Origin of the sequence: Blastococcus aggregatus, from assembly GCF_900221005.1 — a bacterium.
GTDB classification, from domain to species: domain Bacteria; phylum Actinomycetota; class Actinomycetes; order Mycobacteriales; family Geodermatophilaceae; genus Blastococcus; species Blastococcus aggregatus.
This window is the reverse complement of record NZ_OBQI01000003.1, coordinates 491,485-518,441: the sequence shown is the minus strand read 5'-3', so window position 1 is coordinate 518,441 and position 26,957 is coordinate 491,485. Positions and strand designations below refer to the sequence as shown.

The 26,957-nt window shown below is 73.7% G+C and carries 23 protein-coding genes; 13 read left to right on the top strand and 10 right to left on the bottom strand.

Annotated features, from left to right (window positions below; genetic code table 11):
* Positions 1-28: 28 nt before the first annotated feature.
* Together CRP29_RS12275 and CRP29_RS12270 are read right to left on the bottom strand one after the other, a co-directional pair.
* Positions 29-1,291, bottom strand: a complete 1,263-nt coding sequence (locus tag CRP29_RS12275) for an acyl-CoA dehydrogenase family protein (RefSeq protein ID WP_217991570.1) — start codon at positions 1,289-1,291, stop codon at positions 29-31.
* A gap of 11 nt (positions 1,292-1,302) precedes the next feature.
* Entirely contained in the window at positions 1,303-3,414 is a 2,112-nt protein-coding gene (locus CRP29_RS12270; protein WP_141437117.1) for an AMP-binding protein, read from the bottom strand.
* 151 nt (positions 3,415-3,565) lie between these two features.
* On the opposite strand from CRP29_RS12270, the gene CRP29_RS12265 reads away from it, so the two are divergent.
* Complete coding sequence (locus CRP29_RS12265) at positions 3,566-4,183, top strand: TetR/AcrR family transcriptional regulator (RefSeq protein ID WP_097195305.1); 618 nt, start codon at positions 3,566-3,568, stop codon at positions 4,181-4,183.
* On the opposite strand, the gene CRP29_RS12260 is transcribed toward CRP29_RS12265, so the two are convergent.
* Entirely contained in the window at positions 4,149-5,708 is a 1,560-nt protein-coding gene (locus CRP29_RS12260) for a DHA2 family efflux MFS transporter permease subunit (RefSeq protein ID WP_097195304.1), read from the bottom strand. The two genes, CRP29_RS12265 and CRP29_RS12260, sit on opposite strands and share 35 nt — an antisense overlap.
* Positions 5,709-5,812: 104 nt before the next feature.
* Between CRP29_RS12260 and CRP29_RS12255 the strand changes: the two genes are divergently transcribed.
* The 3 genes from CRP29_RS12255 to CRP29_RS12245 all read left to right on the top strand — a co-directional run bounded on the left by CRP29_RS12255 (position 5,813) and on the right by CRP29_RS12245 (position 7,648).
* Positions 5,813-6,733 (top strand): SDR family oxidoreductase, encoded by a 921-nt coding sequence (locus CRP29_RS12255; protein WP_097195303.1) that lies wholly within the window; start codon positions 5,813-5,815, stop codon positions 6,731-6,733.
* Between the two features lie 68 nt (positions 6,734-6,801).
* Complete coding sequence (locus CRP29_RS12250) at positions 6,802-7,197, top strand: ankyrin repeat domain-containing protein (RefSeq protein ID WP_097195302.1); 396 nt, start codon at positions 6,802-6,804, stop codon at positions 7,195-7,197.
* 52 nt (positions 7,198-7,249) lie between these two features.
* A complete protein-coding gene (locus tag CRP29_RS12245) occupies positions 7,250-7,648 on the top strand; it encodes an ankyrin repeat domain-containing protein (protein ID WP_097195301.1) in 399 nt (132 codons plus the stop codon).
* Between the two features lie 13 nt (positions 7,649-7,661).
* On the opposite strand, the gene CRP29_RS12240 is transcribed toward CRP29_RS12245, so the two are convergent.
* The gene (locus tag CRP29_RS12240; RefSeq protein ID WP_097195300.1) at positions 7,662-9,140 is read right to left on the bottom strand and encodes an HNH endonuclease signature motif containing protein; all 1,479 of its coding nucleotides are present in this window, start codon (positions 9,138-9,140) and stop codon (positions 7,662-7,664) included.
* Positions 9,137-9,499 (bottom strand): hypothetical protein, encoded by a 363-nt coding sequence (locus CRP29_RS12235; protein ID WP_097195299.1) that lies wholly within the window; start codon positions 9,497-9,499, stop codon positions 9,137-9,139. The genes CRP29_RS12240 and CRP29_RS12235 overlap by 4 nt, the downstream gene beginning before the upstream one ends.
* A gap of 52 nt (positions 9,500-9,551) precedes the next feature.
* On the opposite strand from CRP29_RS12235, the gene CRP29_RS12230 reads away from it, so the two are divergent.
* The 5 genes from CRP29_RS12230 to CRP29_RS12210 all read left to right on the top strand — a co-directional run bounded on the left by CRP29_RS12230 (position 9,552) and on the right by CRP29_RS12210 (position 14,769).
* Positions 9,552-10,973, top strand: a complete 1,422-nt coding sequence (locus tag CRP29_RS12230) for an AI-2E family transporter (protein WP_245852754.1) — start codon at positions 9,552-9,554, stop codon at positions 10,971-10,973.
* A gap of 84 nt (positions 10,974-11,057) precedes the next feature.
* Positions 11,058-11,477, top strand: a complete 420-nt coding sequence (locus CRP29_RS12225) for a DUF350 domain-containing protein (protein ID WP_097195298.1) — start codon at positions 11,058-11,060, stop codon at positions 11,475-11,477.
* Positions 11,478-11,598: 121 nt separating this feature from the next.
* A complete protein-coding gene (gene fabG, locus CRP29_RS12220; protein WP_097195297.1) occupies positions 11,599-12,363 on the top strand; it encodes a 3-oxoacyl-ACP reductase FabG in 765 nt (254 codons plus the stop codon).
* Positions 12,364-12,520: 157 nt separating this feature from the next.
* The gene (locus CRP29_RS12215) at positions 12,521-13,123 is read left to right on the top strand and encodes an acyl-CoA-like ligand-binding transcription factor (protein ID WP_097195296.1); all 603 of its coding nucleotides are present in this window, start codon (positions 12,521-12,523) and stop codon (positions 13,121-13,123) included.
* A gap of 56 nt (positions 13,124-13,179) precedes the next feature.
* Positions 13,180-14,769 carry an MDR family MFS transporter gene (locus tag CRP29_RS12210; protein WP_217991569.1) on the top strand — a complete coding sequence of 530 codons (1,590 nt, stop codon included), beginning with the start codon at positions 13,180-13,182 and terminating at the stop codon, positions 14,767-14,769.
* Between the two features lie 102 nt (positions 14,770-14,871).
* On the opposite strand, the gene CRP29_RS12205 is transcribed toward CRP29_RS12210, so the two are convergent.
* Genes CRP29_RS12205 through CRP29_RS12195 form a run of 3 tightly spaced genes read right to left on the bottom strand, consistent with a single transcriptional unit; the run spans position 14,872 to position 19,407 of the window.
* On the bottom strand, positions 14,872-16,035 hold the full coding sequence (locus tag CRP29_RS12205; RefSeq protein ID WP_097195295.1) for a cation:proton antiporter: 1,164 nt from the start codon (positions 16,033-16,035) through the stop codon (positions 14,872-14,874).
* A 5-nt stretch (positions 16,036-16,040) separates the two neighbouring features.
* The gene (locus CRP29_RS12200; RefSeq protein WP_097195294.1) at positions 16,041-16,526 is read right to left on the bottom strand and encodes a cation:proton antiporter regulatory subunit; all 486 of its coding nucleotides are present in this window, start codon (positions 16,524-16,526) and stop codon (positions 16,041-16,043) included.
* Between the two features lie 22 nt (positions 16,527-16,548).
* Entirely contained in the window at positions 16,549-19,407 is a 2,859-nt protein-coding gene (locus tag CRP29_RS12195) for an FAD-binding and (Fe-S)-binding domain-containing protein (RefSeq protein WP_097195293.1), read from the bottom strand.
* Positions 19,408-19,657: 250 nt separating this feature from the next.
* On the opposite strand from CRP29_RS12195, the gene CRP29_RS12190 reads away from it, so the two are divergent.
* The 3 genes from CRP29_RS12190 to CRP29_RS12180 all read left to right on the top strand — a co-directional run bounded on the left by CRP29_RS12190 (position 19,658) and on the right by CRP29_RS12180 (position 24,178).
* Complete coding sequence (locus CRP29_RS12190) at positions 19,658-22,078, top strand: phosphoketolase family protein (RefSeq protein ID WP_245852753.1); 2,421 nt, start codon at positions 19,658-19,660, stop codon at positions 22,076-22,078.
* A complete protein-coding gene (locus CRP29_RS12185; RefSeq protein WP_097195291.1) occupies positions 22,075-23,172 on the top strand; it encodes an acetate/propionate family kinase in 1,098 nt (365 codons plus the stop codon). The genes CRP29_RS12190 and CRP29_RS12185 overlap by 4 nt, the downstream gene beginning before the upstream one ends.
* A 67-nt stretch (positions 23,173-23,239) precedes the next feature.
* On the top strand, positions 23,240-24,178 hold the full coding sequence (locus tag CRP29_RS12180) for a universal stress protein (protein ID WP_097195290.1): 939 nt from the start codon (positions 23,240-23,242) through the stop codon (positions 24,176-24,178).
* A gap of 51 nt (positions 24,179-24,229) precedes the next feature.
* On the opposite strand, the gene CRP29_RS12175 is transcribed toward CRP29_RS12180, so the two are convergent.
* Entirely contained in the window at positions 24,230-24,631 is a 402-nt protein-coding gene (locus CRP29_RS12175) for a cupin domain-containing protein (protein ID WP_097195289.1), read from the bottom strand.
* Positions 24,632-24,897: 266 nt separating this feature from the next.
* On the opposite strand from CRP29_RS12175, the gene CRP29_RS12170 reads away from it, so the two are divergent.
* The gene (locus CRP29_RS12170; protein ID WP_217991568.1) at positions 24,898-25,629 is read left to right on the top strand and encodes a class I SAM-dependent methyltransferase; all 732 of its coding nucleotides are present in this window, start codon (positions 24,898-24,900) and stop codon (positions 25,627-25,629) included.
* Between the two features lie 30 nt (positions 25,630-25,659).
* On the opposite strand, the gene CRP29_RS22755 is transcribed toward CRP29_RS12170, so the two are convergent.
* On the bottom strand, positions 25,660-26,934 hold the full coding sequence (locus tag CRP29_RS22755) for a lipopolysaccharide biosynthesis protein (RefSeq protein WP_176522938.1): 1,275 nt from the start codon (positions 26,932-26,934) through the stop codon (positions 25,660-25,662).
* Between the last annotated feature and the right edge of the window lie 23 nt (positions 26,935-26,957).

Below are 26,957 nucleotides of genomic sequence, written 5' to 3'. Positions count from 1 at the left end.
CACGGTGGGTGCGCGGTCGTGCGGGGCGTCAGTTGCCGAAGTCCCAACCGCCCTCGGTGGCGTACCGGTCGAGGACGTGCTTGGCGATCAGCACCTTGTGCACCTCGTCCGGTCCGTCGGCGAGACGCAGGGTGCGCGCGCCGAGGTACATGCTGGACAGCGGCAGGTCGCTGGAGACCCCGGCCGCTCCCCACACCTGGATGGCCCGGTCGACGACCCGGGAGTAGGCCGCGGGCACGAACACCTTGATCGACGAGATGTCGGTGCGGGCGCCCCGGTCGTTCCGGGCGACGCGCTCGGCGGCCTGGATGGTCATCAGGCGGGCGGCGCTGATGTCCATGTAGCTGTCGGCGATGAAGCCCTGGACGAACTGCTTGTCCTGGAGCGGCCCGCCGTGGACGGTGCGGGTGGTGGCCCGCTCGACCATGAGGTCGAAGGCGCGCCACATCTGCCCGATCGAGTTCATGCAGTGGAAGACGCGACCGGCGCCGAGCCGGTCCTGGGCGGCCTGGTGGCCCTGGCCGACGGCGCCCAGCAGGTTCTTCGCGGGCACGCGCACGTCCTCGTAGCGGACCTCGACGTGGTCCGACGTCGGCCGGCCCCAGATGCCGACACCGCGGACGATGTTCACGCCCGGGGTGTCGGTCGGCACGATGAGCTGGGCCATCTGGCCCCGGCCGGTCGCCGGGTCGTGGTCGGCGTCGACGACGCGGGTCATCACGATGAAGAAGTCCGCGGCGATGCCGTTCGAGGTGAACCACTTGTGCCCGTTGAGGACCAGGTCGTCGCCGTCCCGGACGGCGGTCGTGGTGAGCGAGCGCGGGTCCGAGCCGGGGTTCTCCGGCTCGGTCATCGAGAAGCCGGACTCCATCTCGCCCTCGACGAGCGGGCGGAGCCACTGCTCCTTCTGCTCGTCGGTGCCGTACTTGAGCAGGATCTTCTGGTTGCCCGAGTTGGGGGCGACGACGCCGAACAGGGCCGCGGCGCCGGTGGCGTAGGCGAGCACCTCGTTCATGTAGGCGTGGGCGAGGAAGTCCAGCCCCATGCCGCCGTACTCCGGCGGCAGGTGCGGCGCCCACAGGCCGGCCTTCCGGACCTTCTGCTTGATCTGCTCGCGGAGCTCCTTGGCCTCGACCACGGCCGGCTCGGACTCCACGGAGCCGCCGCGGGCGGAGCGCCACAGCGCGCGCTCGTTGGGGAGGATGTCGTCGTTGACGATCTCGGCCGTGCGCATCCGGATGTCGTTGATGCGCTCGTCGAGCGTGGGGATCGGGCGGACGGTCAGGGGCATGTCCGGTCCCCTCAGGCGTCCGTGCCGGCGGCGGCCTGCTGGCGGAAGTTCTCCCGCAGGACGCGCTTGGACAACTTGCCGGACGGCGTCCGCGGCAGTTCCTCGACGAAGTCGACCGTGCGCGGGCACTTGAAGTGGGCCAGCCGCTCGCGGGCCCAGGTCTGCAGCTCCTCGGCGAGCGCCGGGGTGGGCTCGTAGCCGGGCTGGAGCTCGACGACGGCCTTCACCGACTCGCCCCACTCCGGGTCGGGCACGCCGATGACGCCGACGTCGCCGACCGAGGGGTGGGTGATGAGCACCGCCTCGACCTCGGCCGGGTAGACGTTCACCCCGCCGGAGATGATCAGGTCGACGCTGCGGTCGGTGAGGAAGAGCCAGCCCTCCTCGTCGAGGTAGCCGACGTCGCCGAGGGTGTAGTAGTCCCCGAGGTAGGAGGACGAGGTCTTGTCCTCGTCGCCCAGGTACACGAACCGGCCGGTGTCCGGCGCCCGCAGGTAGATGGTGCCCGGCACGCCGGCGGGGAGGTCCTCGCGCGCGTCGTCGAGGATCCGGATGTGCCCCGGGGTCGGGTGCCCGACGGTGCCGGGGCGGGCCAGCCACTCCTCGGGACCGACGACGGAGCCGAAGCCCTCGGTCGCGGCGTAGTACTCCCACGCGATCGGGCCGAGCCAGTCCATGAGCGCCTGCTTGACCGGCACCGGGCAGGGTGCGGCGCCGTGCCAGATGTTGCGCAGGCTGCCGAGGTCGTACCGGTCCTTGACCTCCTGGGGCAGCGAGATCATCCGGTGGAACATCGTGGGCACCAGGTGGGTGTGGGTGATCCGGTGCCGCTCGACGAGCCGCAGGGTCTCCTCGGCGTCCCACTTGTCCATGAGCACGACGCCGGCGCCGCGGGACAGGGGCATGCTGAGCGAGAAGAGCAGCGGCGCCGAGTGGTACAGCGGGCCGGTGACCAGGTTCAGGTCCTGCCCGGGCACGTAGGCGGAGGCCTCCGCGACGAGCGTGGCCAGCTCCGAGGCGCCTGCCCCGCTGGGCGGCGCGGGCGGGCGGTGCACGCCCTTGGGGCGGCCGGTGGTGCCCGAGGTGTAGGCCATCGTGGTGCCGAGGACCGGGTCCTCGATGTCCTCGCCGGACTCGGCGGCCAGCGCCTGCTCGTAGTCCTCGAAGCGGTCGTGGGCGCCGTCGACGACGAGCAGCGCGCGGGCGTCCACGCCGTCCAGCGCCTCGCCCACGGTGTCGACGAAGCGGCCGTCGACCACGACGGCGCGTGCTCCGCAGTCGCGCAGGATGTAGTTGATCTCGTCCGCGGTGAGGTGCCAGTTGACCGGCGTGAGCCGGAGCCCGGTGCGCTGCGCGGCGTAGAGGGTCTCGACGAACTCGGGGCGGTTGGAGCTGACGAGCGCGATCGAGTCGCCGGCCTGCAGGCCGCGGGCGCGGAGGGCGCGGGACAGCTGGTTGGTGCGGGCGTTGAGCTCGGCGAAGGTCCGGTCGCCCTGGGCCGAGCGGATGGCGGGGGCGCCGGGCTGCACGGTGGCCCAGAAGGCGCTCAGCATCCCGGTGGCGGCTGCCTGGGCGGCCAGGGCTGCGGTGTCGGGCTGGCCGGCGGACGGCGCCCCGGCCTCCCGGGCTGCGGTGTCCTCGGACGTGGTGGGCGGCATGCTGTCTCCTGTCGTGGACTTCGTTGGCCAGTGACGGGCGCGCGTTGCGGTCTCGCGGTAGGAGTCGAGGGCGCGCCCCCAGGCGGCGAGACCCGCGCGCGCGGCGGGGACGTCGTCGGGGGACAGGTGGGCGGACAGGTCCTGCAACCGGGACGCGGCGGTGCGGTCGGCGGCGTCGAGCACGGCCTGGCCGCGCTCGGTGACGAGATGGGTGACGTGCCGGCGGTCGGCCGGATCCGTGCCGCGCTCGACCATGCCCCGGGCCACCAGGCCGTCGACGAGCGCGGTGACGCTGGGACGGCTGACGACCAGCCGGCGGGCGAGCGTGGAGGCGTTGACGGACCCCTCGGAGAGGAGGCTCAGCAGCCGGTACTGCGGCAGGCTCAGGTCGCAGTCGGCGAGGGCCACCTCCACGAACCGGGCGAGGCGGGCGACCGTCCGCGCTCCGGTGGGCGTGGCTTCCATCACAGCCGCTAACCATTCAGGGTTCGAAGTTCTTTTGCAAGAGGCTCGGCGTACTCCGCTGTGGACGTGGCGTGACCGAGAGGTGACGCAGACCACTCTTCGCCGCTAGGGTTCCGGCGTCGCGAGTCGTCGGGTCGAGGGGTGTGGGCCGGTGCGGACGAGCGGGCAGTCGCAGGGCAGTGCCTGGCAGTGGAGCCGGACCGCCGACACGCGCCGGACGCTCATCGCCGCCGCGGGCGAGGTCTTCGCCCAGAAGGGCTTCGCCGAGTGCAGCGTGGCCGACGTGGTCGAGCGCGCCGGGCTGAGCGTGGGCAGCCTCTACCACCACTACGGCGGTAAGTCCGAGCTGTTCCTGGCCGTGTGGGAGGACCACCAGGCGGCCTACGAGGAGCAGGCCGCCACCGCGGTCGCCCTGGCGCGGCGAGCCGGCACCACCTCGCCGGCGGAGCTGTTCCTCGTCGGGGCGCGGGCCTACCTGGAGACGACGTGGTCCCGGCGGGCGCTGGCGAGGCTCTTCCTCGACGGTGACGGCCCGCCCGGCTTCTTCCTGGTGCGCAGTCGCCGGCGCAACGACTGGGTCCGGCAGAACGCCGTGCTGCTCGCCGTCGGCACCGGGCCGGCGGACCGGCTGCTGGTCTCCATCCTCACCGCGGCGATGGGGGAGGCCGGCCGTCAGATCATCGGCTGCGAGACCGAGGAGCAGGCCGCCGTCGTCACCGAGAGCGCGCTGGCGATCATCGGCCGGCTGTCGGACCTGCCAGGGGAGTGACCGCGCCGCCGGTCCGCCTGCTCGCGCGCAGCGCGGCCAGCGACGTCAGCACGGTCGCCGCGTTCAGCGTGAGCATGGTGAACAGGGTCCACTGGTAACCGCGCAGGAGGTCGGCGAGCCCGTCGGCCGAGACGTCGGACAACGTGCCGGCGAAGGCGTACTGCCGCAGCTCGGGCGCGAGCGGGGCGGTGAGCACGGACAGGACGACGGCCGTGCCGACGACGAACCCGCTCTGCTGCAGCATCAGCCGCATCGCGTTGGCGATGCCCAGCCGCTCGTGCGGCATGGCCCCCATGAGCGCCGTGGTGTTGGACGGCATGAACAGCCCGGACCCGGCGCCGGCGAGCACCAGGCCGGCGGCGATGGCGACGTAGCCGGCCTCCGTGATCACCGACCAGGCCAGGACCGACAACCCGGCGCCGGTGCACAGGTTGCCGACCACGGCCAGCGCGCGCGGCGAGATCCAGCGCTGGAACAGGCCGGAGGACGACGAGAAGATCAGCGTCGCCACCGCCAGGGGCAGGACGCGCAGGCCGGCGGTGAGCGGGTCGACGCCCTGCACGGCCTGGAAGTAGAGGGAGAAGAGCAGCAGCACGCCCGCCTGTGACGTGGAGTTGAGGAACGAGGCGAGCAGGCCGAGGGCGAACGGCCGGTCCCGGAAGAGCGTCATGTCGACCAGGGGGTGGGTCACCCGGCGCTCGAAGAGCACGAACGTCGGCATGCCCAGGACGAAGACGACCAGCCCGCCGATGACCACCCAGCTCGTCCAGCCCAGGGTGGTCGCCTGCGACAGCGCGGCCAGGCCGCTGCCGAGGGCCACGAGGACGAGCAGGTTGCCCGGGATGTCGATGCCCTGGCGTTGGCCGGAGCGGGCGACGCGGGGGAGTGCCCAGGCGCCCCAGGCCAGGCAGAGCAGCCCGACCGGGACGTTGAACCAGAAGACCCAGCGCCAGCCCGCGTGCTCGGCGAGCACACCGCCGACGGTCGGGCCGAGCAGCTGGGCCACCGAGAACGAGGCCAGGTAGATGCCCATGCCCTGGCCCAGCCGGGCGCGCGGGAAGGCGGCCGTGACGAGGGCGGCGCTGTTGGTCAGCAGCATCGCCGCCCCCGCCGCCTGCAGGACGCGCAGCGCGACGACGGTCCAGGCGTTGGGTGCCAGGCCGCACAGGAAGCTGGCGAGGGTGAAGGTCGCCAGCCCCATGAGGTACATCGAGCGGCGGCCGAACATGTCGGCCAGCCGGCCGAAGAAGATCATCAGCACGGTGTTGGCGAGCATGAAGGCCAGCAGCATCCAGCTGGCCGCGGTCGCGCTCGCGTCGAAGTGCCGGACGACGGTGGGCAGCGCGACGTTGAGGGCACTGCCGGACATGCCGGAGAAGATGCTGGCGAGGCTGACGACCGAGAGCGTCAGCCAGGCCTCCCTCATGACCGCGCGTTCGTCGGGCGCCTCGACGGCGCCGGCCTCCTCGGGGGTGGTGGAGGGTGGTGCGGCGGCCTCGCCGGTCGTCCGCGCGTCGGTGGCCATGCGTCCCCTCGAGAGCTCGAACGGCAGCCTGCGGCGGCCGGCCGGTTGACGCCGGCAATCTCGGAACAGGATTCTAGGACCACCGAGAAGAAGGAGGCTGCCTGATGCAGTCGGACGAGCAACGTGTGGTCATCGTGACGGGGGCCGCTCGCGGCATCGGGCGTGGACATGCCCTGGAGTTCGCGCGGCACGGTTACGCCGTCGTCGTCAACGACCTGGGGGCCGAGGTCGACGGCACCGGTGGGTCGACCGGGCCGGCGGGAGAGGTGGTCGACGAGATCCGGGGCCTGGGCGGGCAGGCGATCGCGAACGGGGACGACGTCTCCGACTTCGCCGCCGCCGAGCGCCTGGTGCGGTCGACGATCGAGCACTTCGGGCGCCTCGACGTGCTGGTCAACAACGCCGGCATCCTGCGCGACCGGATGCTGGTGAACATGTCCGAGCAGGAGTGGGACTCGGTGATCCAGGTCCACCTCAAGGGCACCTTCGCCCCGCTGCGCCACGCGGCCGCGTACTGGCGCGAGGAGCACAAGGCAGGGCGCCCGGTGGACGCCCGGGTCATCAACACGACGTCGTCCTCGGGCATCTACGGCAACGCGGGTCAGTCCAACTACGGGGCGGCCAAGGCCGGGATCGCGGCGATGACCGTGATCACCGCGATGGAGCTGGGCCGGTACGGCGTCACGGTCAACGCGGTGGCGCCGGCGGCCCTGACCCGGATGACGGAGAACCTGCGTCCCGACCGGGAGAAGCCCGATCCCGCCGCGTTCGACCCGTCCGCCGCGGACAACATCGCCCCGCTGGTCGTGTGGCTGGCCGGGCCGGCGGCGCGCGAGGTGACCGGCCGGGTGTTCAACGTCCGTGGCGGGATGATCAGCGTGGCCGAGGGCTGGCAGGCCGGTCCCGGCGTCGACAAGGGGCAGCGCTGGACGGTCGAGGAACTGGACGACGTCCTGCCCGGTCTCGTGGCGAAGGCGGCGCCCAACGCCGACCAGCGCGGCGTGCGACCGGCCGTCGCTGAGTGACCGGTGGGGGCGCGGTGCCGGCAGTCCGGTGCCGCGCCCCCGTCGCCGCTCCCTCCTAGGCTGGGGGAGTGAGCGGACCCATCGACCCCGAGGTCATCGAGCTGGCCGGGCGGGTGTTCGACCTGGCGCGGTTCGGTCACACCGACGAGCTGGTGGCCTACGTGGACGCCGGCGTCCCGGTGAACCTGACCAACGACAAGGGCGACACCCTGCTGCTGCTGGCCGCCTACTACGGCCAGGCCGACACGGTGGCGGCCCTGCTGGCCCGCGGTGCGGACCACGCGAGGGTCAACGACAAGGGGCAGACGGCGCTGGGTGCGGCGGCGTTCAAGCAGTCGGGCGAGGCCGTCGGGCACCTGCTGGCTGCGGGCGCCGATCCGGACCTGGGTGGCCAGAGCGCCCGGGCGACGGCGCAGTTCTTCGGACTCACGGCGATGCTGGAGCTGCTCGACGCCGCTCGGTGAGCTGGAGCCCCGCACTACCGCAGCCGCGCCGATGCCTCCTAGGGTGCGTGGCATGAGCAGCGGAGGCAGCGCGTCCACCGGCACGGTTCCGGCCGGTCACCTGTTCGACCTGGCCCGCAAGGGGTCCACCGAGGAGCTGGCCGCCTTCGTCGACGCCGGTGTCCCGGTCGATCTGACGAACACCGCGGGGGACACGCTCCTGCTGCTGGCCGCCTACTACGCCCACGGGCACACGGTCGCGGCGCTGCTCGAGCGCGGCGCGGACCACGGCCGGCTCAACGACAAGGGGCAGACCGCGCTGGCCGCGGCGGTGTTCAAGCAGGCCGCCGACGCCGTGCAGCACCTGCTGGCCGCCGGCGCCGACCCCGATCTCGGCGAGATGACCGCGCGCATGACGGCCCAGTTCTTCGGCCTCTCCGCGATGACCGAGCTCCTGGACGCGCCCCGCTGATCCCGGGCACCCCTCAGAACGGTGGGGTGCTGTGGTCGACCGGGCCGGGTCTCGGGGGCGGGAGTGCGCGTTGTTCGCGGACGCCGGGTGGTCGGGTGCTGCGGGTGATGCCGGACGGTGTGGTGACGTGCAGGGTGCCGTCGGGGTCCATCTCGAAGCGCCAGCCGCGGGCGAAGGTCTTGAGCCGGTGGTGGCTGCGGCACAGGCAGCAGAGGTTGTCGCAGGCCGTGCGGCCGCCGCAGTCGTAGGCCACGACGTGGTCGGCGTCGGTGCGGCCGGCGGGTTGGCCGCAGCCGGGGTGACGGCAGGTGCGGTCGCGGAGTCGGAGGAAGCGTTCCTGGGCTGCGGTGTGGGCGTAGCCGGGAACCTCCGGCGGTGGACCGAGGACGGGGCAGTCGCAGTCGGCTGCCTTCCCGTGCTCGTCGCAGCCGCGGGAGGCGAGCCGGGTGAGTTCGGCGTGGGTGACGGTGGTCAGGAGGGCGCCGTCGTCGTCGGTGAGGGCCAGGGTGAGGCTGCCGCCGGGCGGTGCCTGCACGCCGAGAGCGTCGAGCTGCGCGAGGAGTTCGCGGAGGTGCGCCGTGGTGATCGGGCTGCCGCCGATGGTCGGCACGGACTCCGCGGTGGGTGCTGAGCCGGAGGGGTGGAGTGCCGACAGCGGTGCGGTGATGGTGAGGTGCCCGGTCAGGGCCGGGCCGCCGTCGCGCGTGCCGAGCACGCACGCGGCGTGCGCCTCGGCGCGCAGCACCCCGATCGGCCGGTCATCGCCCGCGGTCTTGGCCAGCTGCGCGGCCTGGTCGATCACCGACCACATCGCCGCCGTCACCGCCGCCGGCGCCTCGGTGGTCAGCGCGGACATGCCATCCGCGGTCGGGTACAGCCGGACCGCGGCGCGGCGTTCGGCTTCGATCCGGCGCTGCTCGGCGAACTCCTCATCGGCGGCGATCGCGGCGGCGATGAGTCGCTTCCGCAGCGTCCCCGACGACCAGCCCGCCGCGGACGGGAGGACCTTCGGCACCACGACGGCGACCACCTCATCGGAGGTCGTGCCGAGCACGTCGGCGAAGATCCGCGCCCGGTACCCGTCCAGCCGCCCCGCCGCCCGGGCCGCGTGCACCGCCGGCATCCGATCGACCAGCTGATACGCGTCGGACAGCAGCTCCGTGGCGTGCGGGCGCCCGCAGTTGAGCACCATCGCGACCTCGTCGGGCAGGAAGTCCGACGTCCCCGGCACCGGCGATCCCGCGCTGCGACGGCGGGCGCCGGGATGACCGGGCGGCGGATCGTCGGTGTCCGGCCGGTCGGCGGCCAGCGCCATCAGCAGCTCGGCCTCGTAGGCGTCGTCCATCGCCTTGCGGGCCTGCACCCGCTGCAGCTCGGTGACCTTCTCGGAGGCGGTCAGCAGCTCGATCGGGAACCGGTCGACCGACGGCGGCTGGTGCAGCCACCACTCGACCAGCCCTCCCTCCGGCGGGCTCAGGTCGGTCACCGTCATGGATCGAACGTACGTTCGGGGTACGACAGTTCTCGCGCTACGAGCAGTGCTTGACGAGCACCTGCTCGTCGTAGACCGCCGAGGACGACCACCCGCGTCTCGACGCCCGAGCCGGGAAGGAACCAGTCGGAGAGCTGCTGCCTGGTGCCGGCGCGGTCCGGCGGGCGGAACTCGCCGGCGCGCAGCTGGGCCGCGTACGTCGTCGTGAAGCAGCGGTGGTGGTAGTCCTCGACCGCGCCGGCGTCAGCGGGGATCGCCGCGCGGACCTCGAACGCAGCCACCTCGGGACCCTGGCACGCCGGCGACCGGGAGGCCAGGGCGGACGCGACGCCGGGGGTGGTGTGCGTCGCGCCGGGCATGGGTGGACCCTTCGGGGGTACGCGGGGCCCGACCAGGGGAAGGGGAGACGCGGTGGCGCGACCGGCGGTGCACGGCAGCGGGCAGGAGTCGTCCCGCGCTGCCGCACGTGGCAGCGAGCTCCGCGCGGACGACGGTGCCGACGACGTTGCCGCGGACGGGCTGCCTGGCCGGACCGTCCGCGCCGAGGACGACCCCGGAGCGACCGACCCGACGGTGCTCGAGGAGGCCGAGCCGCCCCGCGAGGAGGTCCCCGAGGAGCTGCCCTCGGCGTCCGGCGCCGTCGCGCTGACCGACACCTTCGAGGGCTCACCCACGGGTGTGCCGCGGTGGCTGCTGCTGCTCGCCGGGCTGGCGGCCGCGACGATCGCGATCGCCGGCCTGCGGGCGATCGCCTGGCTGGCCGGGCCGATCCTGCTCGCGCTCGTCGTCGTCGTCGGGCTCATGCCGGTCTCGAGCTGGTTGCGCCGCCACGGCGCCCCGCGCTGGGTGGCGACCGTGGTCCTGCTGGTCCTGGTCTGGTCGGTGCTGCTCGGCTTCGTCGCGCTCCTGGTGGTCAGCGTCGCGCAGCTGGCCGCGCTGCTGCCGGACTACGCCGGCCGCGCTGAGGAGCTCATCGACGGCGTGGTCACCGACCTCAACGACGCCGGGCTGGTCTCGGGCCAGCTCTCCGACCTGGTCGCGCAGATCGACTACGGCTCGGTGGTCGGCCTGGCGACCGGCATGCTCGGGCGGATCACGGCGGCCGCCAGCACGCTGGTGCTCCTGCTGTCGGCGCTGGTGTTCATGGCCATCGAGTCCAGCGGCTACGGCCGCCGGCTGGCCCTGGTCGCGAAGGAGCGGCCGCACCTGCCGGTCGCGTTCAACCTCTTCGCCTCGGGCACCCGCAGCTACCTGCTGGTCAGCACGGTGTTCGGGGCGATCGTGGCCGTGGGTGACGCGATCGCCCTCGCGATCCTCGCCGTGCCGGCCGCGCCGCTGTGGGGCCTGCTGGCGTTCATCACCAACTACGTGCCGAACATCGGCTTCGTGCTCGGCGTCGTCCCGCCGGCCCTGCTGGGCCTGCTCGCCGGCGGCTGGGGCGAGCTGATCGCGATCCTCGTGATCTACACGCTGCTCAACTTCGTCGTCCAGACCCTGATCCAGCCCCGGTTCGTCGGTGACTCGGTGGGCCTGTCCATGACGGTCACCTTCATCGCGCTGCTCTTCTGGGGCTGGGTGCTCGGCGCGCTGGGCGCGCTGCTCGCCATCCCGTTGACCCTGCTGGTCAAGGCACTCCTGGTGGACGTCGATCCGCGCGGCCACTGGCTGGACGCCCTGCTCCGGGAGGAGCCGCGGGCGCCCCGGACCTCCCGCGCCCGCCGCCGGATGAACGCCCGCCGCTCCGCGATGGCCTCGGTGCGGCGGCTGCACCACCCCCGGCGCGCGCCGGGGGAGGGGGCGGCGGAGGAGGAGACGGCGACGCCGGCGGGCTGAACCCGCGCCGCCCGCTGCGTGTGCCCCCGGGGCCGGTGCGGTAGACACGGCACGCCGTTCCCACCGACGTCCGGAGGTCCACTCGTGCTGGCCAGCATCGGCTACGCCGCCGCCTACACGGGCGTGGGCATCGCGCTCCTGATGCTCGGGTTCGTGGCGCTCGACCTGCTCACCCCGGGCCACCTGGGCCGGCACATCTACCAGGACGGGTCGATCAACGCGGGCATCGTGTTGTCGGCCGGGTTCCTCGGCCAGGGTGCGATCGCCTTCACCACCATCTGGACCAATGCCACCGACGGCTTCGGCCGGGCACTGTGGTGGACGGTGGTCTTCGGGGTCCTCGGGGTGCTGCTCCAGGCGCTGGCCTTCCTCGTGCTCAACCTGGTCACACCGGGCTCGCTGGGTTCATCGCTGGTCCAGGTGCAGTTCCACCCGGCCAGCCTGGTGAGCGCCGCGGCTCAGCTGGCGGTGGCAGCGATCATCGTCGCCTCGATCTGGCCGTGACGCCGCAGGCATAGCCCCGTGTGACGGCGGCCTCACCCGGTGCCCGTAAGGTGCCGGACAGCTTGCCGTGTCCCGCTCGATCGGGATCGGCCCAGCACGAGATCCGACGAGAGGGAGATTCATGAGCGAGGCAAACAGCACCCGGGTGGCCATCGTCACCGGCGGTGCGCGCGGCATCGGTGCCGCCACGGCGCAGCGTCTGGCCGCTGACGGCTTCGCCGTCGCCGTCCTGGACCTCGACGAGGCGTCGGCCCAGGGCACCGTGGACGCCATCAAGGCGGCCGGGGGTCAGGGTCTGGCCGTCGGTGCCGACGTCAGCGACGCCGAGCAGGTGCAGACCGCCGTCGACCGCATCGCGGCCGAGCTCGGCGCCCCGGTCGTGCTGGTGAACAACGCCGGCGTGCTCCGCGACAACATGCTGTTCAAGATGAGCGACTCCGACTGGGACATCGTCATGAACGTGCACCTCCGGGGTGCCTTCCTCATGTCCCGCGCCGCTCAGAAGCACATGATCGAGCAGAAGTGGGGCCGGATCGTCAACCTGTCCAGCACCTCGGCGCTCGGCAACCGTGGCCAGGCCAACTACTCCACCGCCAAGGCCGGCCTGCAGGGCTTCACCAAGACCCTCGCCATCGAGCTCGGCAAGTTCGGCGTCACCGCCAACGCCATCGCCCCCGGCTTCATCCAGACCGAGATGACCAAGGCGACCGCCGACCGCATGGGCATCCCCTTCGACGACTTCATCAAGGGCGCCGGCGCCTCGATCCCGGTGGCCCGCGTCGGCCAGCCCGAGGACATCGCGCACCTCGTGTCGTTCTTCTGCAGCGAGGGCGCCGGCTTCATCAGCGGCCAGGTCGTCTACGCCGCGGGTGGCCCGAAGGCCTGATCCACCCGCCCCTCACGGTAGGGGCGCGCACCTCCGGCAGGGCCGGGCAGCCATCGGCTGCCCGGCCCTGTCGCACGTCCGGACCCGCCTCGGCGTGTGAGTGACTGCACTCCGTGCAAGATTGCACAGTGTGCAACGAAGTGCTGGACTGGACGCCGTGACCACCCCCGGCCTCCGCGAGCGCAAGAAGCAGGACACCCGCGCCGCGCTGGCCGCCGCCACCCTGCGGCTGGCCGTCGAGCACGGCCTCGCGGCGGTCACCGTCGAGCAGATCGCCGCGGCCGCCGGGGTCTCCTACCGGACGTTCTTCAACCACTTCTCCGTCAAGGAGGAGGCTCTGCTGCGCCCGGCCGGCACCGAGCGCACCTTCGCCGTCCACCTCGCCGAGCAGGAGCCGCAGCTCCCGCCGCTGCCCGCCGCGCGCGCCGCCCTTCGCTCGGTCCTCGCCGATCTGGACGCCGACCGGGAGGCCTGGCTGCAGCGGTTGTCGGTCATCGCCGCCGAGCCGGACCTGCTGCCCCGGCTGGTCGAGCTGGGCACCGCCGACGAGCGGGCGATGGCCGAGGCGATCGCCGCGCGCACCGGCCTGGACGTCGACACCGACCTGTACCCGGGGCTGCTGGCCGCCGTCCTCAGCTGCGCCCTGCGCGTGACCCTGAACCGCTGGCACCGCCGCGGCGGCCGGGAGCCGCTCGACCGGCTCTTCGGCGAGGCCGTCGACGCCCTCGCCGCGGGCCTGCCCGGCCCGTCGGCCGCCTGACCCCCGCACCGCGCCACAGCGCACCACCCCGTACGCGCACGCACCCGAGGAGAACCGTGTCCACCACCGCCGATCCCGCCGCCCCGGCGTCAGCACCGCCCGGGGCGGAGACGGTGCTCGCACCGATGAGCCGCCGGGAGGTGCTCCAGGCGCTGTCCGGCCTGTTCATGGGCATGTTCGTGGCCATCCTGGCCGCGACGATCGTGTCCAACGCGCTGCCGGTGATCATCCCCGAGATCGGCGGCAGCCAGTCGGTCTACACCTGGGTGGTCACCGCCGAGCTGCTGGCGATGACCGCCACGGTCCCCCTGTGGGGCAAGCTCGCCGACCTGTTCAGCCAGAAGCTGCTGCTGCAGATCTCCTTCGGGCTGTTCATCGCCGGCTCGCTCATGGCCGGCTTCGCGCAGGACACCACGATGCTGATCCTGGCCCGCGCGCTGCAGGGCATGGGCGCCGGTGGCCTCACCGCCCTGGTGCAGATCGTGATGGCGGCGATGATCCCGCCGCGCGAACTGGGCCGCTACGCCGGCGTCTTCGGCGGCATCTTCGCCGTCGCCACGGTCGGCGGCCCGCTGATCGGCGGCGTCATCGTGGACACCTCGTGGCTGGGCTGGCGCTGGTGCTTCCTGCTCGGCGTCCCGTTCACCGCGCTCGCGATGGTGCTCGTCCAGCGCACGCTGAAGCTGCCCGCCGTGACGCGCCGGAAGGCCAGCATCGACTGGCTGGGCGCGCTGCTGCTCACCGGCGGCGTGAGCCTGCTGCTGGTGTGGATCACCTTCGCCGGTGACCGGTACGACTGGCTGTCCACCGAGACCCTGCTCATGGTCGGCGGCACCGTCCTCCTGCTCGCCGCGACCGTGCTGGTCGAGAGCCGGGTCGACGAGCCGATCATCCCGCTGGGGATCTTCCGCAGCCGCACGGTGAGCCTGTCGGTGACCGCCAGCGCGCTGGTCGGCATCGCGATGTTCGGCGGCACCGTGTTCCTCGCCCAGTACCTGCAGATCTCGCAGGGCTACTCGCCCACGAAGGCCGGCATGCTCACGCTGCCGCTGGTCGGCGGTCTGCTGATCTCCTCCACCGTCGCCGGTGGCCTGATCACGAAGACCGGCCGCTGGAAGGGCTGGCTGGTCGCCGGCGGCATCCTGATGACCATCGGCTTCGGCCTGTTCTCCACCATCGACGCGCAGACGTCGCCGTGGCTGCTCGGCGTCTTCATGGCGGTGCTGGGTGCCGGTGTCGGCATGCTGATGCAGAACCTGGTGCTCGCCGCGCAGAACGACGTCCCCGCCACCGAGCTGGGCGCGGCCACCTCGGTGGTCTCGTTCTTCCGCAGCCTGGGCGGGACGATCGGGGTCAGCGTGCTGGGTGCGCTGCTGGCCAGCCGGGTCGCCGGCGACCTGAGCCTGTTGGGCGGCGGCGAGGGCTCCGGCGACGGCGCCGTGCCGGACGTGAGCACGCTGCCGGCCGAGGCCCGCACGCTGGTGGAGAACGCCTACGGCGACGCCACCGCGGAGCTGTTCCTCATCGCCACGCCGCTGGCCGCCCTGGCGCTGGTCGTCGTCCTGTTCATCCGGGAGAAGGCGCTCAAGACCACCTCGGGCGCCGAGCGGCTGGCCCAGGAGCAGGCGCAGGTCCCGCTGCACTGAGCGCACGGGATCGACGGGCCACGGACGGCGCGCATCGCCACGGCGCTTCCCCGGGTGGTGCTCGCCGCTGCCCGCGCCCGCCGGGACGGTGCGGGCGCCCGGTCAGCGCGCCGGTACCGGCGCCAGACGGCTCGACAGCGGGTCCGCGATCCGGGTCAGCACCGTGCCGGCCACCGCGAGCACGAGCACGTAGGCGGTGGCGACCGGGCCGACGGCCGTGATCCCGGCGGTGACGGCCAGCCCCGCGATCACGATGGAGAACTCCCCGCGGGCCACCAGCGCGGTACCGGCGCGCAGCCGGCCCGGGACGCCGATGCCGTCCCGCTGGGCGGCGAACCAGCCGGTGGCGATCTTGGTGAGGGTGGTGACGCCGGCCAGCGCGAGGGCGGCGGGCAGCATCGGGAGGATGGTTCCGGGGTCGGTGGCCAGGCCGAAGGCGACGAAGAACGTGGCGGCGAACAGGTCGCGCAGCGGGGCGAGGATCGCCCGCGCCCGTGCGGCGAACGACGCCGGGAGCGCCAGGCCCACCAGGAACGCACCGACGGCGGCCGAGGCGCCCATCGCCTGGGCCAGGCCGGCGACGAGCAGGGTCAGCCCGATCAACCGGAGCATCACCTGCTCGTCGTCGTCGTGCGTGAGCAGCCGGCCGAGCCGGTGACCGTGCCGCTGTGCGGCCGCCAGCACCAGGACCACCGCGCCGACGGCCAGGCCGACGCCACCCAGGGCCGCCATCGGCCCCTGCCCGGCGAGGGCGACGACGAGCAGGGGGAGGAACAGCGCCATCGCCAGGTCCTCCAGCACCAGCACCGCGAGCACCGCCGGCGTCTCGCGGTTGGCCAGCCGGCCCAGGTCGCCCAGGAGCCGGGCGACGATGCCGGACGAGGAGATCCAGGTGACGCCGGCCAGCGCCAGCGACCCCTCCCACGGCAGCCCCAGGAGCAGTCCGGCCACGAAGCCGGGGGGTGCGTTGAGCGCCAGGTCGACCAGTCCGGAGGGGGCGTGCCGCCGGAACGACGCGAACAGCTCGCTGGAGGAGAACTCCAGCCCCAGCGTCAGCAGCAGCAGGACGACGCCGATCTCCGCGGCGGCCTCGATGAACGGCTCGGCGTTCTCCAGGGGGACGAGTCCACCGTTGCCGACGGCGAGGGCCGCGAGCAGGACGAACGGGACGGGGGACAGCCCGAGCCTGCGGGCGGCCAGCCCCAGCACGGACAGACCGAGGAAGAGGAGGCCGAGCTCGACGAGGAGCGCGGCGACATGGTCCACGCGGCCTACTCCTGGCCGGACAGCCGCCGGTCGAGCTGGCTCAGTCCCGAGTCCGAGCCGATGGCCACCAGCACGTCGCCGGCCTGCAGCAGCTGCTCCGGGCCCGGGGAGGGCACGACGTCCATGCCGCGGACGACGGCGACGATGGAGCACCCCGTGAGCGTCCGGGCCCGGGTGTCACCCAGGGGCCGGCCGACGAACGGCGAGTCCGGGGCGATCGTCAGCCGGCCCGACTCCAGGCCCGGCACCTCCCTGGACAGGTCGGCGAAGCGCTGCGTCAGCCGCGGTGCGCCCAGCACCTCGGCGACGGCGTCGGCCTCCTCCGGGCTCAGGCGGAAGATGCCCGTGGCCCGGTCGGGGTCCCGGGCGTCGTAGACGGAGATCTCCGCCCCACCCTCGCGCTGGACGACGATGCCGAGCGACTGCCCCGAGCTGCACCTCATCTCGTAGCGCACGCCGACGCCGGGCAGCAGTGTCTCCTCGAGGTCCACGCCACCATCGTGGCAGACGGGGTCAGCGTCCCCGGTTCAGCAGCTCGGCGAGGTGCAGCCCGCGCCGCCCGGCCAGCTGGTCGAGCTGGGTGCGGCAGGAGAAGCCGTCGGCGAGGACCACGGCGTCGTCGGGGAGCTCCGCGACGGCCGGGAGCAGCTGCTGCCCGGCGATCGTCATCGAGACGTCGTGGTGGCCCTTCTCCACGCCCCAGTTGCCGGCGAGCCCGCAGCAGCCGCCCAGCCGGGTGACCTCCGCGCCGGCCCGGCGCAGCAGCGCGGCGTCGGCCGACCAGCCCAGCACCGAGGCGTGGTGGCAGTGCGGCTGCGCGACGACCTGCAGCCCGGCCAGCGACGGCGGCTCCCATCCGGGCGTGGCCGCGAGCTGCTCGGCCAGCGTCCGCGTGCCCGCCGCGACGGCCTCGGCGTCGGCGCCGCCCACCACCTCGAGCGCCTCGGCGCGCAGCACGGCAGTGCACGAGGGCTCGACGCCCACGACCGGGATGCCCGCGGCCACGACGGGGGCGAGCTCGGCGACGGTGTGCCCGAGGATGCGCCGGGCGGCGTCCAGCTGGCCGGTGGTGATCCAGGTCAGCCCGCAGCAGGTGTCGGCGCCGGGCACCTGCACCCGGTAGCCGGCCGCCTCCAGGACCTCGGCGGCGGCCATCGCCACGTCCGGGTCGAAGTGGTCGGTGAACGAGTCGACCCACAGCGCCACCGGGGCGCCGTCTCCGGCCGGGGCCGGCCGCGCCGCCCACTGCTGCCGGAAGGTGCGGACGGCGAACGCCGGCACCTCGCGGCGCTGGTCCATGCCCGCGCCCCACTTGGCCAGCCGGGCGCCGAGCCGCGAGCCCAGGATGCCGTTGACCAGGCGGGGGGCGCGGGCGGCGAGATCGGCCCACCGCGGCAGCCAGCCCAGCGTGTAGTGCGAGAGGGGGCGCAGCCGCCGCCGGTAGGACTGGTGCAGCACCTCGGTCTTGTACGAGGCCATGTCGACGCCCGTGGGGCAGTCCGACGAGCAGCCCTTGCAGGACAGGCAGAGGTCGAGGGCGTCGTGCACCTCCGGCGAGCGCCAGCCGGCGACCGGGCCGCCGGGGGCCAGCATCTCCTGGAGCACCCGGGCCCGGCCGCGGGTGGTGTCCTTCTCCTCCCGCGTCGCCGGCCACGAGGGGCACATGACCCCGCCGGTGGACTGCAGGTCCGCGCGGCACTTCCCGACACCGGTGCAGCGGTGCACCGCGGCGGAGAAGTCGCCGCCGTCGTGCCGGTAGGCCAGCGCGAGCGTCGGGCGGTCCTCGCGCCGCAGGGCCGGCGCCGCCGCCATGCGGATGTCGTCGTCGAGCCGGGCGGGCCGGACCAGCACGCCCGGGTTCAGCACGTCGTCCGGGTCGAACACCGCCTTCACCCGCTCGAACAGGGCGATGACGGCGGGGGAGTACATGAGCGGCAGCAGCTCGCTGCGGGCCCGGCCGTCGCCGTGCTCCCCGGACAGCGAGCCGCCGTACCCCGCCACCAGCCGGGCGGCGTCCTCGACGAAGGCGCGGTAGCGCGACCGGCCCCGGTCGGGCTCGGCTCCGGCGCCGAACGGGAAGTCGATCCGGCCGTGCACGCAGCCGTCGCCGAAGTGGCCGTAGGGGACGCACTGCAGGCCGTGCTGGTCCAGCAGCGCCTCGAACTCGCGCAGGTAGGCGCCCAGGCGCTCCGGCGGGACGGCGGCGTCCTCCCAGCCGGCGTGCGCCGGGTGCCCGTCGGAGGTGCGCGCCGCGAGCCCGGCGCCGTCCTCGCGGATCCGCCAGATGGCGGCCGCCTCACCGGCGTCGGTGACGACGAGGGAGTCCAGCGCGCCGGCGTCGGCGAGCACCCGCCGGGCGGCGTCCTCGATCTCGGCGACGCTGTCGCCGGTCAGCTCCACCACGAGCCAGCCCTCGCCGCGCGGCAGGTCGGGCACGACGGCGGCCGGGACGTCGCGCAGCCGCTGCACCATGCGCGCGTCCAGCCCCTCGACCGCGGTGGGCCGGTGGGGGAGCAGGGCGGGGGTGGCGTCCGCGGCGTCGGCCATCGAGGGGTAGCCGAGCACGACCAACCCCCGGAACGGGGCGTCGGCGACCAGCCGCACGGTGGCACCGAGCACCAGCCCGAGCGTCCCCTCGCTGCCGACCAGCGCGCGGGCGACGTCGAAGCCGCGCTCGGGGAGCAGGTGCTCGAGGGAGTAACCCGACACCTGGCGGCCGAAGCGGCCCAGCTCGGTGCGGATCGTCGCGAGATCGGCGGCGACCAGGCCGTGCAGCTCGGTGAGCACGCCCCCGTCCGGCGCCGTGCCGGGGCCGAGGGAGAGGCGCGTGCCGCCGCCGGTGACGACGTCGAGGCCGACGACGTTGTCCGCGGTGCGCCCGTACCCCAGCGCCCGCGAGCCGCAGGCGTTGTTGCCGATCATCCCGCCGATCGTGCAGCGGTTGTGCGTGCTCGGGTCGGGGCCGAAGCGCAGGCCGGCGGGGCGGGCCGCGGCCTGCAGCGCGGACTGCACGAGGCCCGGCTCGACCGTGGCGGTCCGGGCCTCGGGGTCGATCTGAAGCACCCGGTTCAGGTGCCGGCTGGTGTCGAGCACGACGCCCGGCCCCACCGCGTTCCCGGCGATCGAGGTACCGGCTCCGCGGGCGGTCAGCGGCACGCCCAGCTCGCGGCAGACCGCCAGGGTCGCGAGCACCTCGTCGACGTCGCGCGGGCGGACGACGGCGCGGGGGAGCACCCGGTACAGCGAGGCGTCGGAGGAGTACAGCGCCCGGGCCAGCCCCGAGTCGTCGACGTCGCGGAGCCCGGCGCGGCGCAGGGCCTCGGCCAGGCCGGGGGCGTCGGTCCCGGCGCGCTCAGGGGCGGTCGCGGTCATCGGGCGGCTCCGTGGGTCGAGGGGTGGCCGCCTGCCGTGATCGGCACCACCGCGATGGGGCGGGTCGCCTGGCGCGGGACGGCGCGCGTCGTCGAACGCAGCGTGCCCCACGGGCGGCGGTCATGGGCGCTCCTTCGCACCGTCCGGTGCGGTCGGGTCGTCCGGTGGGGCCAGGTTAGCGGGGGGCGCCGCCGGCCACGGGCTTGCTCATCGGGCACCCGTCGGATGGGATCGCCCGATGGAGCGCTCCGTGGATGCTCATGTCGGCACCGCCCCCCTGGGCGATGCCGAACTCGCCTCGCTCGACGCCTGGTGGCGAGCCGCCAACTACCTGTCCGTCGGCCAGATCTACCTCATGGGCAACCCGCTGCTGCGCGAGCCGTTGCTGCCCGAGCACATCAAGCCGCGGCTGCTGGGCCACTGGGGGACGACCCCCGGCCTGAACTTCCTGTACGCCCACCTCAACCGCGCGATCCGGGCGCGGGACCTGGACATGATCTACGTGATGGGCCCGGGGCACGGCGGGCCGGGGCCGGTCGCGGCCGCCTGGCTGGAGGGCACCTACAGCCACTACTACCCCGACGTGTCCCAGGACGAGGCCGGCATGCGGCGGCTGTTCACCCAGTTCTCCTTCCCCGGTGGCATCCCCAGCCACGTCGCGCCGGAGACGCCCGGGTCCATCCACGAGGGCGGCGAGCTCGGCTACGCCCTCGCGCACGCCTACGGCGCGGCGTTCGACAACCCCGACCTCGTCGTGGCGGCCGTGATCGGCGACGGCGAGGCCGAGACCGGCCCCCTGGCGGCCAGCTGGCACGCGAACAAGTTCGCCGACCCGGTCACCGACGGCGCGGTCCTGCCGATCCTCCATCTCAACGGCTACAAGATCGCCAATCCGACGGTGCTGGCCCGGATCCCGCGCGAGGAGCTCATGGAGCTCCTGCGCGGCTACGGCCACACGCCCTACCTCGTCGAGGGCGACGACCCCGCCGACATGCACCAGCGGTTCGCCGCGACGCTCGACCGCTGCCTGGACGAGATCGCGGAGATCCGGCGCCGCGCTCGCGAGGAGGGCGAGACCGAACGGCCGCGCTGGCCGATGATCGTGCTGGCCTCGCCCAAGGGCTGGACCGGGCCGCACGAGGTCGACGGGCTGCAGGTGGAGGGCACCTGGCGGTCGCACCAGGTGCCGTTCAAGAACGCCCGCGAGGACGACGGCCACCGGGCGGTGCTCGAGGAGTGGCTGCGCAGCTACCGGCCCGAGGAACTGTTCGACGACGACGGCGCCCCCGTGCCCGCCGTCCGCGACCTGCATCCCGCCCACGACCGGCGGATGAGCGCCAATCCGCACGCCAACGGCGGGAAGCTGCTGCAGCCTCTGCGGATGCCCGACTTCCGCGACTCCGCGGTGCCGGTGGACGCGCCCGGTACCGGCGCGGTGGAGGCGACCCGGGTGCTCGGGGCGTTCCTGCGCGAGGTGATGCGCGAGAACATGACGACGTTCCGCGTCTTCGCTCCCGACGAGAACAACTCCAACCGGCTGGGTGCGGTCCTCGAGGTCACCGACCGGGCGTGGATGGCCGAGCGGCTACCGGGCGACGACTCGCTGGCACCGGACGGGCGGGTGATGGAGGTGCTGTCCGAGCACCTCTGCCAGGGCTGGCTGGAGGGCTACCTGCTCACCGGCCGGCACGGGTTCTTCTCCTGCTACGAGGCGTTCATCCACGTCGTCGACTCGATGTTCAACCAGCACGCGAAATGGCTCAAGACCACCAACGACATCCCGTGGCGGCGGCCCATCGCCTCGCTGAACTACCTGCTGACCTCGCACGTGTGGCGCCAGGACCACAACGGCTTCTCGCACCAGGATCCGGGCTTCATCGACCACGCCGTCAACAAGAAGGCCGACGTCATCCGGGTCTACCTGCCGCCGGACGCGAACACGTTGCTCTCGGTCGCCGACCACTGCCTGCGCACCGAGCAGTACGTGAACATCATCGTCGCGGGCAAGCAGCCGGCCCTGCAGTACCTGGACATCGACAGCGCCGTCGAGCACTGCACCAAGGGCATCGGGATCTGGTCGTGGGCCAGCACCGACGAAGGCACCGAGCCCGACGTCGTGCTCGGCTGCGCCGGTGACGTGCCGACCATGGAGACCCTCGCGGCGGTGGAGATCCTGCGCGGCTGGTTCCCCGACCTGCGCATCCGGGTGGTCAACGTCGTGGACCTCATGCGGCTGCAGGACGACCGCGAGCACCCGCACGGGCTCTCCGACCGGGAGTTCGACGCCTACTTCACCCGCGACAAACCGGTGATCTTCGCCTATCACGGCTACCCGTGGCTGATCCACCGGTTGACCTACCGGCGGGCCAACCACGACAACTTCCACGTGCGCGGGTACGTGGAGGAGGGCACGACGACGACGCCCTTCGACATCTGCGTCATGAACCGCATGGACCGCTACAACCTGGCCATCGACGTCATCGACCGGGTTCCGCGGCTGCACGCCGTCGGCTCGCACGCCCGCGACCGGCTCCGCGACATGATCACCGAACACCGTCAGTACGTGCGCACGCACGGCGAGGATCTGCCCGAGATCCGGAACTGGCAGTGGTCCCCGGCGTCCGGCCCCGCCACGCCGGGCGGCGACCCGCTGAAGGAGCCGGAGGCGTGAGGCTGCTGGTCGTCAACGCGGGCTCCAGCAGCCTGAAGCTGGGGGTGCTGGACCCCGACGGCGAGGTCGTCGCCGCCACCACCGTGCAGCGGTGGGACGGCGACCGGCACCTCGCGCCGCTGGAGGAGTTCCTCGCCGGAGCCGGGCCCGTCGACGCCGTGGGGCACCGCGTGGTGCACGGCGGACCCCGGCACACCGGCCCCGTGGTGATCGACGAGCTGGTCGTCTCCTACCTCTGGTCGATCAGCCATCTCGCGCCGCTGCACAACCCGCGGGCCCTGGCCGGCATCACGGCGGCGGGGGCCCTGCTGCCCGACGTGCCGGCGGTGGCCTGCTTCGACACCACGTTCCACGCGACGCTGCCCCCCGCCGCCGCTACCTACGCCGTCCCGCGGGAGTGGAACCAGCGCTGGGGCCTGCGCCGGTACGGGTTCCACGGGCTCTCGCACGCGTGGGCGGCCCGGCGGGGCGCCGAGCTCGTCGGCCGGCCGGTCGAGGAGCTGCGCATCGTGAGCTGCCACCTCGGTGCCGGCGCCTCGCTCGCCGCCGTCCGGGGCGGGATCTCGGTGGACACGACGATGGGGTTCACCCCTCTGGCCGGGCTGGTGATGAACACCCGGCCGGGCACGCTGGATCCCGGGTTGCTGCTCTGGCTGCTGGAGCACGGGCACGTGCCGCCGGCCGAGCTGGCCGACGTGCTGGAGCACCACTCCGGGCTCAAGGGGCTCTCGGGCACCTCGGGCGACCTGCGCGAGGTGCTGGCCGGGCGGGACGACGGCGACCCGGACTGCGCTCTGGCCGCCGATGTCTACCTCCACCGGCTGACCCGGGAGATCGCGGCGATGACCGCCTCGACCGGGGGGCTGGACCTGCTGGTGATGACCGGGGGCGTGGGGGAGCACGCGGCTCCGGTGCGCGCCGCCGTCGGTGCGGCGCTCGGCCATCTCGGCCTCGCGGTCGACCCCGCGCGCAACGACGCGGTGGACGGGGACGCCGACGTGACCGCCGAGGGCGCGGCCGCGCGCACCGTGGTGGTCACCTCCCGAGAGGATCTGGAGATCCAGCGGCAGGTGCGGCAGCTGCTGGACGGCTGACCGGGCCCTTGTGCCCGGGGCGTGATCCCGGCAGCCTCGCAGCCGGACCTCGACGACAGGAGCAGCGGTGACGGACGACGAGCAGGGACACGCGGGCCGCACGGTCGTCGGCGTGGACGGATCACCCGGGGCGCGCATCGCCCTGGGGTGGGCGCTGGCCGACGCCGCCCGGCGCGGCGCGCCGGTGGAGGTCGTCAGCAGCTTCCCGGTACAGCTGTACCTGGCCGACCCGCTCCTGCTCGACGAGAAGCAGTTGGAGGCGGTGCGCGCCGACACGCTGGGACGGGCCGGCGCGCTCGTCGACGAGGTGCGGGCCGAGGTCGGGCAGCCCGACGTCCCGGTGCAGGTCCTGGCGGTGGCCGGGCCGCCGGCACCCATGCTGCTCGCGGCGGCGGAGGACGCCGGCCTGCTCGTGGTCGGCAGCCGGGGCCGCGGCGCGGTGAAGAGCCTGGTGCTCGGCTCGGTCGCGCTCAGCTGCGTCACCCACGCCCGGGTGCCGGTCGTCGTGGTGCACGCGGGGGCCGCGGACGCGACCGCCGACAGCGCCTCCGGCCCGCCGCGCGTCGTCGTCGGGCTGGACGGGTCCGCCGCCTCGGGCGCCGCCCTGGAGCGGGCGGCCACCGAGGCGCAGCTGCTCGGGGCCGAGGTGGTGGCCGTCGCGGCGTACTCCGCGGCCAGCTATTGGAGCGACGCCTACGCGGTGGTGATGCCACCGCCCGAGCAGCTCGCCGGGGAGGTGCGGGCCGCGGCGGAACAGCAGGTGGCCGGTGCCCGCCTGCCGGACGGGGTGCCGGTGCGGGTGGAGAGCCTCGAGGGACCGGCGGGAAACGTCCTGGTGGAGGCCGCACGGGATGCCGCGCTGCTGGTGGTCGGCGGGCACGGGCAGGGCGCCGTGCGCGGTCTGCTCATGGGCTCGGTGGCGCTGCACTGCGTGCTGTCGGGGCCGTGCCCGGTCATGGTCGTGCCGGAGGGCGAGGACGCCGGACGGCACGCCTCCGCCGGCTGACCGGTCGCCCGGGCGGGCGGAGGGGCCGGCGAGGGCCCCTCCGCCAGGTGCTCAGTCGGACGTCGGGGGCTCGTCCTTGCCGGCCTCCTCGAGGGCGTCCGCCTCCTCCTTGGTCTTGTGCACCGCGCCGTCGGCGTGCTCGGCCGGGCCGTAGACGGTGTAGAGGATGAGCGGGTTCTCACCGGTGTTGAGGAAGTTGTGCTTCTTGCCGGCGGGGACGACGACCAGGTCGCCCTGGGCCACCACCTTCTCCGAGCCGGAGATGATCGCCTTCCCGGTGCCGCTGACGAAGGTGAGGATCTGGTCCACCTCGTGGACCTCCTCGCCGATCTCCCCGCCCTTGGGGATCGTCATGATGACCAGCTGGGTGTGCTCCCCGGTCCAGAGGACGCGACGGAAGTCCGGGCTCTTCTCGGCCTCGGTCGCGATCGTGTAGTGGATGACGGACGCCATGGATGGCGCTCCTCTCGTCTCGGCGCGGCTGCAGGAGGCGGCCCGTCCGGTGCGACCGGACGGGCGACTGCGCTGGTCCTGCCCCCGGACGCGCACGAGTAGTCCTCCGGTCACCCGGAAAGCTGATCGTCGTGCGCCGGGTCGGAGCTCCTGCCGGGCGCGCGAGCATGGCACCGTAGGGGTGCGAGACGGGAGCCGGGCTCCGTTACGGAGTGTCCGGCCATGTACCGTTCCCGCGATCGTGACACCCCTGTGATGGAGGTACGGTGCCGGATTCTTCCCTGACGCCCTCGCGCCAGACGTTCGACGAGGTCTGGGCCGTCGCGGACCGGATCCCCGGATGGATGACCAAGGGCCAGGCCGAGCTGCTCGACGAGCAGGCCCGGCGACTGCCCGATGGTTCGGCGGTCCTGGAGATCGGCTCCCACCAGGGGCGCTCGACGGTGATGCTCGGCCGCGTGATGCAGGCCAAGCGGGGCCGCGTCTTCGCGGTGGACCCCTTCATCGACGGCAAGCTCTTCGGTGGCCGCAAGACGCGGGACTCCTTCGAGGCGCACATCGCCGAGGCCGGGGTCGAGGACACCGTCGAGCTGGTGTGCGACTACTCGACGAAGATCCGCTCGTCGTGGGACCGGCCGTTCCAGATGCTGTACATCGACGGCAAGCACGACTACTGGACCTACTCCGACGACCTCAAGTGGCGCGTGCACCTGCCCGAGGGCGCCCCGGTCCTGGTGCACGACTGCTTCTCCTCGATCGGCGTCACGCTCGGCACGCTGCTGCACGTGCTGCCGGCCAAGGACCTCCGCTACGAGCGTCGGGCCGGTTCGATGGCGCTGTTCCGGGTGGGCAAGCCCTCGCGCGCCGACCGGCTGCGCATCCTCGCCGAGCTGCCGTGGTGGGTCCGCAACGTCCTGGTGAAGGTGCTGCTGCGCCTGCGGCTGCGCCCGGTGGCGAAGGTCGTGTTCAAGCACGACTCCCCGTACGACCCGTACTGACCATTCCGGCGCGGTGAGCCGGTCACCGGCTCACCGCGCGGCGGCGGCGCGGAGCTCGAGCCCCTCGCGGGCGTGGGTGCGCCACAGCCGCAGCATGCCGGTCCCGACCAGCAGCATGCTGGCCCCGACCGCGATGCCGGCGATCGTGAGCACCGTGAGCCCGTCGCGCGCGGCGAGCACCTCGACGGCCGCGGCCTCCAGGGAGACGGCGCACCAGACGGCCACCGCCGCGACGCGGTCGGACGCCGCGATGCCGGAGTAGAGCAGCAGCTGGGCCAGCGCGAACAGCGTCCCGAGCATCGCGAACACCCAGGTGGCGCCGCCCAGGGCGTCCCCGTACTCGGCGCCGCCCACCAGCGGAAGGGCGCGGGCGCCGAGGACCGCGGTGGCGGCGGTGAGCAGCGCGCCGACCAGCGCCACCAGGGCGGCGGCGACCGGCAGCAGCCGTCGGCGCCCCCGGGCGTGGGCCAGGCGGGGCAGCAGGACGACGCTGACGCCCTGGGGCAGCCAGAAGGCGACCTTGGCGAAGATCGAGGCGACCGCGTACTCGCCGGCCAGCTGCGCGGGCAGGTGGTGGCGGGCCAGCAGCAGGTCCAGGTTCACCATGAGCACGAGGCCCAGCAGCGCCCCGGAGGCCTTCGCCGCCGACAGCACGTGCCCGCGGATGCGGCGCGAGAAGCCCGGGCGGCCCGCGAACGTCCAGCCGACGACGGCGCTGGCGGCGCAGCCCAGCGCCATCCCGATCAGCGCGGCCTCGGGCGTGCCGCCGACGATCAGGCCGGTGATGCCACCGCCGGACTTGAGCACGCCGAACGTGGTGTTGACCAGCGCCAGCCGGCCGTAGCGGCGGTTGCCCTGCAGGAGGCCGTCGTAGCCGCCGACCAGGGTGTGCGGCACCAGCACGGCGATCAGCCACAGCACGGTCGAGGGCCCCGACAGGTGCAGCAGCGCCACCAGCGGGCCGACGGCGATCAGGCCCAGGACGCCGACGGCGGCTGCGCCCACCCAGATGGCGGTGTGCAGCCGGGCCTGGACGGCGGAGCGGTCGGCGGGGTTGGCACCGAGGGTGAGCGCGGCCGTGGTCTGCAGCGCGGTGGCCGGCACGACGCCGATGAACATGACCCCGAGCAGGGCGGCGAGCTCGCCGAAGGCCTCGGGGGCGAGCGCGCGGGCGGCCACGACGGTCATGACGTAGGCGAGCCCGTTGACGCCCAGCAGGGCGAGGGAGACCAGTGCGGCCGGCACGGCGGCCTCGCGGCGGCGCCGGGCCTGGCTCGGGACCGGCGGGGTCTCGACGGCGGTCATCCGCGCACCCCGCAGGGGGCGGC